Annotated in this window: 15 protein-coding genes; 7 read left to right on the forward strand and 8 right to left on the reverse strand. The window is 69.5% G+C overall.

The window, feature by feature from the left end; translation table 11 throughout:
• Positions 1–182 precede the first annotated feature (182 nt).
• Positions 183–1,430 carry an MFS transporter gene (locus tag OG718_RS07390; protein WP_328843667.1) on the reverse strand — a complete coding sequence of 416 codons (1,248 nt, stop codon included), beginning with the start codon at positions 1,428–1,430 and terminating at the stop codon, positions 183–185.
• 123 nt (positions 1,431–1,553) lie between these two features.
• On the opposite strand from OG718_RS07390, the gene OG718_RS07395 reads away from it, so the two are divergent.
• Entirely contained in the window at positions 1,554–2,516 is a 963-nt protein-coding gene (locus tag OG718_RS07395) for a LysR family transcriptional regulator (RefSeq protein WP_328843668.1), read from the forward strand.
• 162 nt (positions 2,517–2,678) lie between these two features.
• Here the strand turns inward: OG718_RS07395 and OG718_RS07400 are convergent, their stop codons facing one another.
• Positions 2,679–3,332 carry a DUF1707 SHOCT-like domain-containing protein gene (locus OG718_RS07400; RefSeq protein ID WP_328843669.1) on the reverse strand — a complete coding sequence of 218 codons (654 nt, stop codon included), beginning with the start codon at positions 3,330–3,332 and terminating at the stop codon, positions 2,679–2,681.
• Positions 3,333–3,789: 457 nt separating this feature from the next.
• Between OG718_RS07400 and OG718_RS07405 the strand changes: the two genes are divergently transcribed.
• The gene (locus OG718_RS07405; protein ID WP_306935748.1) at positions 3,790–4,614 is read left to right on the forward strand and encodes an SDR family oxidoreductase; all 825 of its coding nucleotides are present in this window, start codon (positions 3,790–3,792) and stop codon (positions 4,612–4,614) included.
• 13 nt (positions 4,615–4,627) lie between these two features.
• Here the strand turns inward: OG718_RS07405 and OG718_RS07410 are convergent, their stop codons facing one another.
• Positions 4,628–5,494: an LLM class flavin-dependent oxidoreductase gene (locus tag OG718_RS07410; protein WP_328843670.1), complete on the reverse strand. Its 867-nt coding sequence runs from the start codon at positions 5,492–5,494 to the stop codon at positions 4,628–4,630.
• Between the two features lie 183 nt (positions 5,495–5,677).
• Here OG718_RS07410 and OG718_RS07415 point away from each other — a divergent pair, with 183 nt between their 5' ends.
• Genes OG718_RS07415 through OG718_RS07425 form a run of 3 tightly spaced genes read left to right on the forward strand, consistent with a single transcriptional unit; the run spans position 5,678 to position 8,315 of the window.
• Entirely contained in the window at positions 5,678–6,514 is an 837-nt protein-coding gene (locus OG718_RS07415) for a CPBP family intramembrane glutamic endopeptidase (protein ID WP_328843671.1), read from the forward strand.
• Complete coding sequence (locus OG718_RS07420; protein WP_328843672.1) at positions 6,511–7,659, forward strand: sensor histidine kinase; 1,149 nt, start codon at positions 6,511–6,513, stop codon at positions 7,657–7,659. The genes OG718_RS07415 and OG718_RS07420 overlap by 4 nt, the downstream gene beginning before the upstream one ends.
• Positions 7,656–8,315, forward strand: a complete 660-nt coding sequence (locus OG718_RS07425) for a response regulator (RefSeq protein WP_143642623.1) — start codon at positions 7,656–7,658, stop codon at positions 8,313–8,315. The genes OG718_RS07420 and OG718_RS07425 overlap by 4 nt, the downstream gene beginning before the upstream one ends.
• 92 nt (positions 8,316–8,407) lie before the next feature.
• Here the strand turns inward: OG718_RS07425 and OG718_RS07430 are convergent, their stop codons facing one another.
• A complete protein-coding gene (locus tag OG718_RS07430) occupies positions 8,408–8,857 on the reverse strand; it encodes a DoxX family protein (RefSeq protein ID WP_143642622.1) in 450 nt (149 codons plus the stop codon).
• Positions 8,858–9,033: 176 nt separating this feature from the next.
• The gene (locus OG718_RS07435; RefSeq protein WP_186001417.1) at positions 9,034–10,017 is read right to left on the reverse strand and encodes a helix-turn-helix domain-containing protein; all 984 of its coding nucleotides are present in this window, start codon (positions 10,015–10,017) and stop codon (positions 9,034–9,036) included.
• Positions 10,018–10,284: 267 nt separating this feature from the next.
• Between OG718_RS07435 and OG718_RS07440 the strand changes: the two genes are divergently transcribed.
• Positions 10,285–10,572: a hypothetical protein gene (locus tag OG718_RS07440; RefSeq protein WP_143642621.1), complete on the forward strand. Its 288-nt coding sequence runs from the start codon at positions 10,285–10,287 to the stop codon at positions 10,570–10,572.
• A gap of 120 nt (positions 10,573–10,692) precedes the next feature.
• Here the strand turns inward: OG718_RS07440 and OG718_RS07445 are convergent, their stop codons facing one another.
• Both OG718_RS07445 and OG718_RS07450 read right to left on the reverse strand, forming a co-directional pair.
• A complete protein-coding gene (locus tag OG718_RS07445) occupies positions 10,693–11,508 on the reverse strand; it encodes a DUF899 family protein (RefSeq protein ID WP_143642620.1) in 816 nt (271 codons plus the stop codon).
• A gap of 158 nt (positions 11,509–11,666) precedes the next feature.
• Positions 11,667–12,257, reverse strand: a complete 591-nt coding sequence (locus tag OG718_RS07450; protein WP_143642749.1) for a TetR/AcrR family transcriptional regulator — start codon at positions 12,255–12,257, stop codon at positions 11,667–11,669.
• Positions 12,258–12,411: 154 nt separating this feature from the next.
• Here OG718_RS07450 and OG718_RS07455 point away from each other — a divergent pair, with 154 nt between their 5' ends.
• Positions 12,412–13,431 carry an aldo/keto reductase gene (locus OG718_RS07455; RefSeq protein WP_328843673.1) on the forward strand — a complete coding sequence of 340 codons (1,020 nt, stop codon included), beginning with the start codon at positions 12,412–12,414 and terminating at the stop codon, positions 13,429–13,431.
• 211 nt (positions 13,432–13,642) lie between these two features.
• Here OG718_RS07455 and OG718_RS07460 read toward each other — a convergent pair whose 3' ends face one another.
• Positions 13,643–14,410, reverse strand: coding sequence for a TioE family transcriptional regulator (locus OG718_RS07460; protein ID WP_328843674.1), 768 nt, complete (start codon positions 14,408–14,410; stop codon positions 13,643–13,645).
• Positions 14,411–14,423: the final 13 nt, after the last annotated feature.

Here is a 14,423-nt window from a genome sequence, read left to right on the forward strand (position 1 = left end):
TGATCCGGCGGCGGCCGTGCAGCGCGGTGGGCGCGTTCACCAAGTCGGCAGATGACGCGGCGGCCGAACCTTCACCGTTCGGTCGTCGCAGTCGGCGCCACCATCGGCGAACTCGCCCGTGCGACAGGGGTCTCGGCCCCGGGCACCGCACGATTCCGCGGTGAGCGGGGCAGGCCGGTGAGTCATGCGACCCGGGCGTCTTGGGTCGACGCTGCGGGCTCAGCAGCGGACAAATGCCTCTGTTTTGGCAGCAAGAGCGGGGTGGCGAGCAGGAGAACGCCGGACATGGTGATCGCGGCGAGTGGGCTGGTGAGTGTGGCGAGAATGCCCCAGGTCACCATCAGGGCAGCTTGCAGGAGTTTGCTGGTGGCACTCCATGTACTGAGGACTTGGGCGGTGTGATCCGCGGGAGTCCGTTGCAGGCGTTCTGTCGCGTAGACCGGATTGAAGATGCCCATGCAGGTGATCAGCAGGCCCTCGACGATGATCACGGTGAGGAGCCCGGGGATGCCGGGCTGGACGAACGCGAGACCGAGCGGGAAAAGGGATCGCAGCCAGCCAGAGACGATCATGACCTGGTATCGGCCGTAGCGGGTCACGAGGCGCGCGGAGAGGCGGGCACCCGCGAAGCCGCCGAGTGCCGGGATGCCGAAGGCAAGACCGTATTGCCAGGCCGGGAAGTGGTACTGGCCCAGCAGGAGGACGGACAGAAGCGGGGCGGTGGCCATGATGAGGCCACTGACCAGGATCGAGTTGAGGAACAGGCGCCTCAGTGCGCGATCGCGGAGGATGAACCGCCAGCCGCCGAGAAGGTCGGCTCCGCGCAACCTGGTGGCGCGGTCGCGGGGCGAAGCGACATCGCCTCCGCGGATGCGGAGGACACAGAGCGCGGACAGCAGGTAGCTGAGGGCGTCGGCCATGACAGTGACGACCGGGCCGAGCAACCCTGTGAGCGCACCGCCGAGGGGCGGGCCCGCCGCGGTCGCCGCCCAGCTCGTGCCCTCGAATCTCCCGTTCGCCACGAGGAGTTGGTCGCCGCGGACGAGATACTTCAGATACGCGCCGGATGCGGCGGAGAAGGCGATGCTCGCGGTCCCGGCGATGACCGAGACAACCAGCAGTTGCCCGTATGAGAGCAAGCCGAGGACGTACGCGATCGGGACGCTCGCCACCGCGACGAACCGGATCAGGTCCATCGCGATCATCACCGGCCGCTTGGCCCGGTGCTCGACCCACGGCCCGAGCGAGAACGCGACGATCGCCGCGACGGCAAGCCCGGCCGCCTCCAGCACCGCCACGGCGAACGCCGACGAGTGCAGCACTCGAACCGCGATCAGCGGGAAGGCGCCGAAGGCAAGCCACGTACCGTATGTACTGACGGCGTAGGCCGACCACAGCCAACCGAAACCGTGCCCCAACTGCACGCGCATGCGACTCCCTCGCGACAACCGATGTTCGGGTCGCTGAATCACACCGGGCGCACCGCCGCGGGATCAAACAACCGGCTCCCGGGCGAGCCACAACCATCAGTTGGGCACGTCTATGCTCGATCAATGGATACCGAGGCGGTGCGGTCGTTCGTCCGCGCGGCCGAGCTCGGTCAGCTGCAACACGCGGCCGACGAGCTCGGCGTAACGCAACAGGCCGTGTCGAAGCGGATCGCAGCCCTTGAGCGCGAGCTCGACGTCAGGTTGTTCACCCGCACGGCCCGAGGGGTCGAGCTGACACTCGACGGTCAGGCCTTCCTCCCGCACGCCCGGAGCATCGTCACGGGTGTCGACCGCGCCGTCACCGCGATCAGACCGGGCTCGCGGGCTCTTCGGATCGATGTTCTCGGCCTGCGATCCGCGCAGGCCGTCGTTCTGCACGACTACTGGCGGTCGCATCCCGAAACCGACCTCGACGTGGTGACGCTCAGGGTCAACGACCCGCGCATGGCAGTCGCCGCCGTCCAAGCGGGCGATATCGACGCCTCGTTCCGCTCGGTCACCGACGCGGCCACGCTGCCGCGCGACGTGCAGATGATCCACGCCTTCGACTCCCCGCTGGAACTCCTCGTCGGCCCGAGGCACCCGCTCGCCTCCGCACGGACACTGACACCGACCCAGCTGCGCCGGCACCGGATCTGGGTGCCGGGTATCGCACCGCGAAGCGAATGGGCGGAGTTCTACGACCAGCTCGCCACCGACTTCGACCTCCGCATCGACGCCGCGGGGCCGAACTTCGGCAACGAGGTGCTCCTCGACATCCTCGCGGACTCCGCAGACGTGGCCACCCTCGTGGGATCGCGCGACCGGTACATCTGGCCGACCAACCACGACCTGCGCCGCATCGCGATCGTGAATCCGACGCTCGCCTACCCGCTCTCGCTCATTCTCCCCCGGGAGAATCCACACCCAGGACTCCGGGCGATCATCAACCACTTCGGAAGCCTGGCGCCGCTCCCCGAGACGGCCTGGCTCCCATCCTGGGCGACGACACCACGCCGCAGCGACGGACCCGTCGAGCACCCCTGACGCCGGGTCCCGCGGGCTCGCCCGCTGTCAAAGCCGGATCGGACCAAGCAGTCGAGCACACCAGGCTCATTTCGACAGCGGCCGCCACACCCGCAGTCCCTGGGCGTCGCCCCGTCCAGGGGACCTCAGCGACCGCCCCGCCGACAGTTCGCTACGACCGAGTCAGTCGCCTGCAGAAGTGGACGGGGGCCTGCGCAGCAGCCACTGCCCGAACGTCCGGCGCGAGGGCCGCACCACCACGCGGCCGAAGGCCTTCTGACCGACCAGTTCCACTCGCAGAGTGACCGGCGTATCGGGATTCGTCGGAGTCCGACGGTACTTGACCCTGCTGTGCACCAGCTGCAGACCATCGGTATCGACCACGATGCCCGGCCTCGTGACCAGCGTCAGGGTCTTCCCCGTCATACCCACGTCGATCCGCAAGGTGTCGTGCGTGATCACTGCGTCAGTGAAGTCGAGTGTCACCTCGCAGTACGTCACCGCGAGTTCCAGCCTCCGCGGTACCACCCAGCGTCCCGCGCGCTCGATCGCGCCGCTGTGGACCTGTTCGATCCGGACTACGTCCTTGACCCCTGCCACAGTCGTGCCGGCCGTGGCCGACACGGGCGGCAAGTCAGCGGTGAGCGTGGCCAGTTCGCTCAGGGTCCGCGCCGACAGGGCGGCTTCCAGGCGCTCGTCCAACTCGTCCGCGGTCAGCAGGCCGTCCCCCGCCGCGATACGCAGCACATCCACAACCCGGTCCCGGTCCGCATGAGAGGCTCGCAGCTCGGGCGACGAGCCGGAGCTCTTCCCGGTGGGTGAAATCTCTCCCGACATGCTTCCGTCCTGCTCCTGTCGAACGACTCCGCGCGACGCAGGCAGCGGCGCGGGTAGAAGACTAACGCTCTATCGCGATAGGGATCCCTGCTTGGCCCCATCGCGGAGAGGCCATGGCCGACGTCGATTCACGGCATGTCCGGCCCCGGGCCCGGTGACTCCGGATCACCGGTGTGCAAGATCGACGACAAGGGCGACACCATCGTCGTCGGAAGTCCTTGCCCACGGCAACGAGACGGTGTTCGGCGTCGAGAACGCGATCGCCCGGCGTGCGAGAGACCCGACCCGCCACTACGGGGGGAAGTGACGGGCCGGGCCTGGGGTCCACGGTGCCACACTCGTCCCCGGCGCGCGCGGTCTCCGGGGGAAGTCGTTCAGTCTCAAAGCCGCCTTCCCTGCTCCGGGGCCTGATCCTTTTGGGGTCGGGCCGGTCCGAGCCCGGTTACCGTGGTGCGCCATGAAGGTCCTGATCATCGGTGGCAGCGGGTTTCTCGGGACGGAACTGGTGCGCCGGGCGACGGCTGCGGGCCGGGAGACGGCCGCGACGTACTGTTCCCGCCCCGGCGGAACCGCCGGAGCCTCGTGGTACCGGCTCGATCTTCGCTCCCCCGGGCATGTCGAGGAGCTACTGGCCGCTGTGGCCCCCAGTGCCGTCATCGACGCAACGAGCGGAGGAAGCGACTGGGCGGTCACCGCAGAGGGCTCGATCAGGGTGGCGATGGCTGCGACGCGACGCGGTTGCCGCCTGGTCCACGTCTCGAGCGACGCCGTGTTCTCCGGTTCCCGGATTCACTACGACGAGACCTGCCTGCCCGACCCGGTCACCCCGTACGGCGCGGCCAAGGCCACCGCCGAGACCGCTGTGCGGATCCTGGCGCCGGCCGCCGCGGTCGCCCGTACCTCGTTGATCATCGGACACGGCGGATCCGTGCACGAGCACCTGGTCCACGCGCTGGCCGCCGGCACACGCGACGGCGCCCTGTTCACCGACGACATCCGCTGCCCGGTCCATGTGGAAGACCTGGCCTCCGCCCTGCTGGAACTCGCGTTGTCGGACCGGGCCGGGATGTTCCACCTCGCCGGAGCGGACGCCCTCAGCCGCCACGAACTCGGCGTACTCATCGCACGACGCGACGGACTGGACGCGGCCCGGCTGCCTGCCGGGCGCCGAGCCGACGCCCTCATGCCCGGCGCCCTCGACGTCCGCCTCGACAGCAGCGCCACCCAGGAACGCGTACGCACCCGGCTGCGTGGAGCGAGAGAGTTCCTCCACGTCCAGTAGACGCACGGCGGCGCTACAGGACCGGCGGGCCCTGCTCGATGCGGCGCAGCACCGGTTCGAGCCGGTCCAGTGCATCGCCGGTCTGGATCTGCCGTTCGTCCCACCAGGTGGCCCCGGCCTCGGCCAGCGGGCCGATCAGATCGCGGGTCCTGGCCGCGTCGTCACCCGGTGTGGCGCCACCGAGGACGATCTCGAACGGGGTGCCGGACCGGTCTTCGCGCTGCTTGCGAACGTAGGCGACCAGGTCGCGGACCTGATCGACGGGCGGTACGTGGCCGTGCCTGGCCTCGGTGAACAGCGGGACCACGCCGTCCCAGCGGGCGGCCCGGCGCATGGGCGGGCGGTTCGGCCAGAATCCGGCGACCCAGACCGGCGGCCGAGGGCGTTGCACCGTGGCGGGCAGCAAGGTCACGTCCCGTACCTGGTAGTGCCGTCCGTCGTGGTTCACCGGCTTGCCCGACCAGTAGCGCTGGAGCAGGTCAAGGCCCTCGTCGAGCCGCTCGGCCAGTACCTTCGGGTCGGTGGTGTCGCCGAAGCTCGCGTACTCGTCCTCGACGGGCCCGCCCAGCCCCGCGGCGAAGGTGACGCGGCCGCCGCTCACGGCGTCCAAGGTGGCGACCTGGCGGGCGAGTTGCTGCGGGCGCCGCCGGGCGACGGGGGTGACCAGCGTGCCCAGTCTGATCCGGGACGTCGCCAGCGCGGCGGCGGTCAGCAGCATCCAGGGGTCCCCGAAGGGTCTGTCCCCGTGCTTGCGGTGCAGCACGTGATCCCAGACGAACAGCCCGTCCCACCCTGCCTGTTCCGCCGCCACGGCCGCCTTCGCCACGGTCCTGGGATCGGCGAAGTCACCGAAGTTCGGAATGTTCACCGAGAAGCGCATCCCCGCATCGTGCTGCACGGCACCGCGACCGGCAACCGAAAATTCTGGCGGGCCGGCATTCCCTGTCCCCCGAGAGAGCTACGCGCAGGTGTCCACCGAGCGGTGACGATTCCGGGTCGCCGGATCCATAGCTTTCTACACAGCCCGCGGCACTCCGGTCGCGGCTCTGACGTAGGAGTTCTCATGAGACTGGTCTGGCAACTCGTGGCCGTCGCGGCGGTCGCTTTCATCGGCGGTCAGGCCCTTGCCGCGTTGGAGGACCACCCGTGGCTCCAACTGGCCGTCGGCGTCCCGACGGCCGTGCTCGCGGTGCTCGTCTACGGGTGGGTGGTACGGCGGACCGAGCGCCGCCCGTCCACGGAGGTGGCCCTGGAGGGGGCCCCGGCCGCGACAGGCCGCGGAACACTGATCGGCGCCGCGCTGTTCGGGGCCGTGATGGTGAACCTCTTCACCTCCGGGCACTACGAGGTCGACGGCCTGGGCTCGGTGTCGGGCGCGGCAGGGCTGTTCGGCTTCATGGCCGCCGCGGCGGTGACGGAGGAACTCCTGTTCCGCGGCGTCCTGTTCCGCATCGCCGAGGAGCACATCGGCACATGGATCGCGCTGGTGCTGACCGGTGCGCTGTTCGGCCTGTCGCACCTGTTCAACCCGCACGCGAGCCTGTGGGGCGCCACCGCCATCGCCATCGAGGCCGGCGGCATGCTCACCGCCGCGTACGTCGCCACCCGCAGGCTGTGGGTACCGATCGGCCTGCACTTCGGCTGGAACTTCGCCGCGTCCGGCATCTTCAGCACCGAGGTCTCGGGCAACGACACCTCTCAGGGACTGCTGGACTCCGCGATGTCGGGCCCGAAGCTGCTCACCGGTGGCGACTTCGGCCCGGAGGGAAGCGTGTACTCGGTGCTGTTCTGCGTACTGGCGACGATCGCGTTCATGTGGCTTGCCCACCGGCGCGGTCATGTGGTGCCCCGCCGTCGGCGCGCCGAGCGGATCGACACCACCGCTACACTCCCCCGATGATCAGTCTTCGGCGGCCCCCGGAGTGGTGGAGCGGGGCCGACGTCACCGTCCGGGATCTCCCGATCGGGTTCCTGTGCATCGCCGCGTCGTTCCTGCCGGGGTTCTACGGGACGCAGATCGGCGACCTGCCGCACCGCCCGCTCGACGCGCTGGCCCTCGTGGCGATCGCCCTTGAATGCCTCCCGCTCGCCGTGCGCCGGAGGTGGCCGGCCCTCTGTCTCGCCCTGGTGTCGGTCGGCTTCGCCATCGACCAGATCCGCGGCTACCACTCGTTCGCGGGCACCGCGCTGCCGATCGCGCTGCTGAGCGTGGGGGCCCATCTGGAACGGCACCGGCGTACGGCCGCGATCGTCTTCTCGGTGGCCTACGTGCCGCTGGCGGTCGCGCTCTACCGGCTCGACTCGGGCGAACCGCTGAGCGGATTCGTGACGTTCTACCTGGCGATGGTCCTCGCCTGGGGTTTCGGGGCGTGGCTGCGCTCCACCCGGGTCGCGGATGCCGAACGCCGCAGCCGTATCGCCGAGGACACCCGCACCGCCGAACGCACCCGCATCGCGAGCGAGTTGCACGACGTCGTGACCCATCATGTGACGGCGATGGTCGTGCAGGCCGAGGCAGCCCGCTATCTCACCGCCTCACCCGATCGCCTCGACCAGACCCTGACCGCCGTCACCGACACCGGCCGGCGGGCCATCACCGACCTGCGGCACCTGCTCGACCTGCTCAACCCGGACCACGGCACCGAGGCCAGAACGCCGTCCGTCGGCAGACTGCTCACACTCGTGGAGCAGACGCGCAGGGCAGGCCAGCCGGTGGAGTTCACCGAGGAGGGCACACCGGCGGAGTCGACCGGCAGTGCCGAACTCGTGGCCTACCGGGTCGTGCAGGAGGCCCTGACCAACGCCCTCAAATACGCTCACGGCAGCCGCACTTCGGTCCAGGTGCGCCATGCCGAAAGGGAGATCACCGTGGAGGTCAGTACGGACGGTTCCGGCTCGCGGGCCGGGTCCCCCGGCGGGAGCGGGCGGGGCCTCGCCGGTCTCCGCGAACGGGTCGACGTCCTGGGCGGCGACTTCACCGCGGGCAGGCAGACTGCCGGTGGCTTCGTCGTACGGGCGCGTATACCTGCGGGGAGCCCGTCGTGACCGCACCGATCCGGGTCCTGGTCTGCGACGACCAGGTGCTGATCCGCACCGGGCTGGTGACGATCATCGACGCGCAGCCCGACATGGAGGTGGCCGGCGAGTGCGGAGACGGGCAGGCAGCGGTCGACCTCGCCGCCCAAGTACACCCGGACGTCGTGGTGATGGACGTACGCATGCCGGTACTGGACGGCATCGAGGCCACCCGCCTGCTGGCCGGCGCCGGGGTACCGCATCCCGTCAAGGTGCTCGTGGTGACCACGTTCAACCTCGACGAGTACGTCTACGAGGCGCTGCGCGCGGGGGCGAGCGGGTTCCTGCTCAAGGACGCGCCGCCGGCCCAACTGCTCCACGGGATCAGGACCGTGGGCACGGGCGCGGCGCTACTGGACCCCGAGGTGACGCGTCGGCTCGTGGGCAGGTACGCCGCCCGCATCCGGCCCGCCGAGGGTGCCCCGCACGACATCCCGCTGACCCCTCGCGAACTGGAGGTCCTTCGCCTCATCGCGAACGGCCTTTCGAACAGCGAGATCGCCGCGACCCTCGTGATCAGCCCGGAGACCGTCAAGACCTTCGTCTCCCGCATCCTCGCCAAACTCAACCTTCGCGACCGCGTCCAGGCAGTCGTCTACGCCTACCGCCAAGGCCTGGTGACCTGACGCGGCACTCGGGCGACGAGGCCCCTGCCTGCGGAGGCGAAGAAGACCTCAGGCCGGTCGCTTGAGCAGCCTTGCAGGGAGAGGACGAACGGTCATCGGGCCTGTTCGGTCAGCGGGCCGGCGACGGGACGCGCGCCGCTCCCGCGGCCGACCAGGCCCGCGAGGGAGAAGGCCCCGGGCCCGGAGAACACGATGAGCAGGAATCCCCAGCAGAAGAGCACCGGTGCAAGTCCCCCGTTCTGCAAGGGGAAGAGGCCGTCCTGCTGGTGCTCCGTGAAGTACGCGAACGCCATGATGCCCGAGCTGATGAACGCCGCGCTGCGGGTCGCGACCCCGAGGAGAACAAGAACGCCGCACACCAGCTCGATCACCCCGGCATACCAGAAGGGCCAGTCGCCCGTCGGGCTGGCCTTCCGGTCCAGCACCCCGAAGACCGTGGCAGCGCCCTCGGAGGCGAACAACAGGCCAAGGACCATGCGGAACAGGCCCAGCACGAACGGCTGGCGCGTCGTCAGCCAGTCACCGAGGCGCGGAGTGGTCATCGGTACTCCTAGAAAGTGTCACTACGGAATCAGGGGGCCAGGAACCACAGGATGCAGGTAGAAGCCCTCAGCTGACCGTACGTGTCCGGAGCACTCCGGGTTCAAACGGACTCCGACGAAGGCACTGCTGATGAACATGTATACCGTTGTGGCTTGTTTCCGGCACGGGTTCCGCTTCAGTCGGCCGACCCGGTCGAGCGGGCGTATTCGGTGGGGGTCTGGCCGTAGTGCTTCTTGAAAGCACGGATGAAGTGGCTGCTGTCGGCGAACTGCCAGTGGGCGGCGAGTTTGGAGACGCTCAGCCGACTGTGCGGCGCGGTGAGTGCCAGCCGGGCCTCTTCCAGCCGCCGCCTGCGGATGTAGGCGGTCATCGACTCGTCCGTCGTGGCGAACGCCCGTTGGAGGGTACGTAACGAGACGTTGAGCTGACGCGCCAGCATCGTCGGAGACAGCTCGGAATCGGCGAGTCGGCTGTCGGCCAGGTCCCTCGCCGCCTGGACGAGCGCGGGTGCCAACTGGGGCTCCACGTCGTCGAACCGACCCTTCACCACTGCCTTGGTCAACTCGATCAGGACAAGGTGGGCCGCGTGCACACCGGCCGGGCCGAGGCCGGTGACCGTCTTCTGGATCATGTTCGTGTGGGCCACGAGCAGGCGCATCTCGGCGGAGTCCTCCGGACCGGTGAGGGTCCGGTTTCCGAGCAGGGGGCCGAGCGTCGCGGACGGCAGGATCAGACCCAGCTCCCTGGTGTGCGGTTCCCTCGCGAAGGGCAACTGCCGCACGAAGTGCCGCAGGAGGAACTGCCCGGCCGGAACGGTGGCGTTGCCGCGATCGGGCAGGCCGCTCACCGTCCATGCACCGTGCCGCAGTACATGCATCTCCACCAGATCCTGATCCCCTCCCGGGGGGTCACCGGTCCGGGTGGCCGACACCGCGTAGAGATCGCCGATCACCGCGTCCAGCACCCTGGTGACACGCAACTTGACCCGGAAGTCGGCGATCGTGTCCGGGCTGTAGGTCGCCAGTGGCAAACCATCGCCGAGCTGCGCCTCCCACCCGCGCCGGAACGAGTCGAATCCTCGCGGTGCGGTACCGGGAACGGTGGTGTCCAGTAGGAACGTTCCGCGCAGCCCGTCCGCTTCCGCTGCAGTGCTGTTCATCTCCGGTCGACCTGCCTCCCTTCATTGCTCCGACGCCGCCTGAGGCGAGCCTAGGGGCAGCCTGGTCCGGGAGCATCGAGTCGGGCCGGAAGGGAGGCGTGGACGGTGCCGTTCATCGAGCGTGCAAGTTCGCTTCATGTCCTGGTCACCGCCCCGCGCACTCTGGTCGTCGTCGCCGGCATCGAGGTCCGACCTGCCCCGATCCCGCTCTAGCCGTCACGGAGCGGCAGACGGCATGATGTCCGTCCAGAGCCCGAGGGAGTAGTCATGAGATCGCGACTGCAGTGGATCCACGGCCGCGGAGGGCATGTCGTCGTCGGCCGCAAGCAGACGTACACGGCGGAGATCTTCGTCAAGTTCTTCGTCCTGGCCGGCCTCCTGTATATGCCGGTTCTCATCTTCAAGTGGGGTGAGTGGATCCCCTTCGCCGGAGCCGGCGTCTACCTGTTCTGGGAACTCGGCCGCTGCAACAGCGCACTCGGCGAACTCGCCGGCCTCTGGAACGAGCAGCACGAGCAGCGGCAGGAGTCGGCTCGAAGCGACTCCCTCCAGTGACACGGCCGGTCGGCGACCGCATTCGGTTCTGTCGTCGCCCCAGGGCAATTGCCTCCGGATCACCGCGGCCATCGGCTGCCGACTGACCCGTACCGGCACCACCATCGGCCACAGAGCGCGTCAGTGGTGGTGGCCTTGGCGGCCCAGGGTCTCCACGGGGGCCGCGCCGGGGCGGGTCCACTGCGGCACGGGCCGGCTGGTCGCGCCCCAGGTGGCGATGCCGTCGGCGTCCGAGCGCCAGTACCAGCAGGCCTGTTGGCCCACGGGCGGGTGGCCCTCACGGACATCGCCGATCACGGATCGGCCCTCGGGGTTGTCCTCCCACGCCTCGCCACGGCCGTAGGGCGTCATGTCCAGCAGGCCGAGGGACCCGTTGACCGGCTCGTTGCCACGGCCCGTCGTGGAGTACGTGAGGAACACGCGGTCGCCGTCGCGCAGGAAGCAGACGATGTGCCCCATTTCCCCGCCGACCGGCGCCTCCACGCCCCGCACCGAGTACCAGGGCTGGGTGTAGCCCATGAACTCGACGTATGGAGCCACCTCGTCCCACGAGCCCGAGGTCAGGACTGCGAACGAGACGCCCCTGGCGTTGAGGTAGACGGCGTCCTTCACGTGCCAGGCCGTTGTGGTGCAGCCCTCGCACTGCCCCTGGTGCGGCGCGCCGTCGTACCACATGTGCTGGTAGACGACGAGTTCGTCGCGCCCCTGGAACAGCTCCAGGAACGGGACCGCGCCGTCCGGTCCGACGACCTCGACCGTCCCGTCGAGCTCGGCCATCGGCAGCCGACGCCGGGCAGCGGCGATCGCGTCGCCCTCACGGGTGTGCGCCTTCTCGCGGACCAGCAGTTCCTCGCGGACGGTCTGCCAGGTGGCCAGGTCGACGACTGGCGGCCTGCCGGGGAGGTCGCTGCTCGCGTTGCCGGGCGGGGTCGTCATGTGTCCTCCGTGGTGTCTCGTGCCGGGCAGCGTCGTACGACGTCCACGACGCCCACCAGAAGAGACTCGCGACCCCGCCGAAACTCATCGCACAGCTTCTTGCGGGCTCTGCGACGAGGACGCCCTTCCGAGGGTCCCGTCACCCACGGGTGCCATGGTCAACGCGGTTGGCGTAGGCCCGCGACGAGGAGCTCGACCAGTCGACGTGCGTCGTAGCGGGTATCGCTGTCGGCGCCGATGCAGAGGTTCCCGACGCCGCGCATGAACTCGTAGGCGCTGAGGTCGGAGCGGATCTCACCGGAGGCCGCGGCCGCGTCGAGGAGCTGGGTGCACACCGGGAGGAGGCTGTCGAGGAAGTAGGCGTGCAGCGTTTCGAAGCCGGTGTTGTCCGTCTGCAGCGCGGCCGCGAGTCCGTGCTTGGTGACCAGGAAGTCGACGAAGAGGTCGACCCACTGTCCGAGGGCGGCATGAGGTGTCGGGCTGGATTCCAGCAGGGCCGGGCCGGCCTCGGCGCAGGCGTCGACCTGGTGGCGGTACACGGCGATGACGAGATCCGCCCGGGTCGGGAAGTGGCGGTAGATCGTGCCCAGCCCGACGCCGGCCTTGGCCGCGATGTCACGTACCGGCGCTTCCACGCCGGACGTGACGAAGACCGCCGCGGCCGCGTCGAGCAGAGTCTCCTTGTTGCGCCGGGCGTCCTTCCGCTTGGACTGGGCCGCGCGCCCCGCGCCCTCGTCGCTGTCGTTCACCACGCCGCTCCCTTCGCTGTCGAGCTTGCCAAACGGAACAGCGTTCCGTATTGTTCCGGAACAAGGTTCCGTTTGCTCATGATGCCAGAGCAGGGGCCCCAGCACCAAGCCATGCACCGACACCACGCTTCACTCTCAATGGAGGAACACGGTCATGCAGTACCGCACCTTGGGCCGCACCGGTGTGCAGGTCAGTTCCCTCGCGCTCGGCGCGATGAACTTCGGCGCCATCGGCCGCACCACGCAGGACGAGGCCACGGCCATCGTCGACGCCGCCCTGGAGGGCGGGATCAACCTCATCGACACCGCCGACATGTACAGCGCCGGAGAGTCGGAGGAGATGGTCGGCAAGGCCATCGCCGGCCGCCGCGACGACATCGTGCTGGCCACGAAGGCGACCATGCCGATGGGTGACGAGCGCAACCACCAGGGCAGTTCGCGCCGCTGGCTCGTCACCGAGCTGGACAACAGCCTGCGCCGCCTCGGTGTCGACCACGTCGATCTCTACCAGATCCACCGATGGGACCCGACCACCAGCGACGAGGAGACGCTGTCCGCGTTGACCGACCTCCAACGCGCGGGGAAGATCCGCTACTTCGGCTCCTCGACCTTCCCGGCGTACCGCGTCGTGCAGGCACAGTGGGCCGCCCGAGAGCACCGCCTGAGCCGCTACGTCACGGAACAGCCCAGCTACTCGATCCTGCAGCGCGGGATCGAGACGCACGTCCTGCCCGTGACCGAGGAGTACGGGCTCGGTGTACTGGTGTGGAGCCCGCTGGCCTCGGGCTGGCTGTCGGGTGCCATCCGCGAGGGCCGGGACATCACCACCAGCCGCTCGACGTTCATGCCGCAGCGCTTCGACACCGCCATCCCCTCCAACCGGGCCAGGCTCGATGCCGTCGAGCAGCTGGCCGGGGTCGCCGACGAGGCCGGTCTGACCATGATCCAGCTCGCGCTCGGATTCGTGACCGCGCACCCCGCCGTGACCAGCGCGCTCATCGGTCCCCGCACGCTGGACCACCTGCACTCGCAGCTAGCCGCGGCCGACACCGTGCTCCCCGCCGACGTACTCGACGCGATCGACGCGATCGTCGCCCCCGGTACCGACCTGGCGGCGCACGAGAAGCACGACACTCCGCCCGCCCTGCTCGACCCGGCGCTGCGACGCCGCTGACCGCCGGGCCGGTCACGCCGCGGCCACGACCACATCCCAGCCGGTACTCGTTCCGGCTCCCCGATCTGCCCGGTGGCCTGCAGCCCTTGAGTGATCCGGCTGCGGTCGATGTGGAGTGGGGCTCGGCCCGGGACCAGGCCGTCATCGGCGGACCGGAGGCCGAGACGGAACCGTTGGTGACTCTCGCTCTCCTCGGCCGGCGTCCGGAATCTCATCCGCACACGCGGAGGTACGCCTCCAACTCGGCGGCCCCGGTCAGCATCGCCCGCCCGCGGGCCGAGACCCGGCCGCGCCAGTCGGACAGTGCGGCCTCCAGCGGCTCCAGTCCGCCGGCCGACCGAACCTGGGCGATCAGCGGAGCGATCTGCTCCAGCAGGTAGCCGCCCCGTCTGAGTTGGTGGGCCAGCCGAACATCCCGTACGTCGGACTCGTCGTAGACGCGGTATCCGGTCAGCGGGTCGCGGCGCGGGCGCACCAGCCCGGCGCGCTCCCATTTGCGCAGCGTCGCGGGCCGGATCCCGAGCTCTCCTGCCAGTGGCCCGATGAACCTGTCGACGGGACCGGAACTCGCATCGGTCCCGGTAGCCCCACCGGGACCGGGAACCGCATGGCACTCGGACGCCGTGGTGGGCTCCAGGTCGCGGAGGGCGCTCTCCACGGCCTGGAGAGTCCGCCGGTCGTCGAGGAGTTGGGCGTGGCTCTCGTCGATGAGACGGAACGCCTCGTCGACCGCGCCCTGGTTCACGGCCCGCATGATCGACGTCGCCGTCCGGTGGCCGTGGCCGGGCACCAGGGCGAGAAACGCGCGCAGGGCCCCCGCGTGCAGCGAGGTGTATGTGCGGTAGCCGTGGGGTGTGCGATCGGCGGCCGGAAGGATGCCGGCCTCCTCGTAGTTCCTGATCGCCTGCGTGGACAGACCGTGCCCGCGCGCCAGATCAACCGGCCTGAGCCGTTCGCCGTTTTGAAGGTTACGTCCCATGCGCCTGCCGATA

The organism is Streptomyces sp. NBC_00258 (genome assembly GCF_036182465.1).
Taxonomy (GTDB): Bacteria; Actinomycetota; Actinomycetes; order Streptomycetales; family Streptomycetaceae; genus Streptomyces.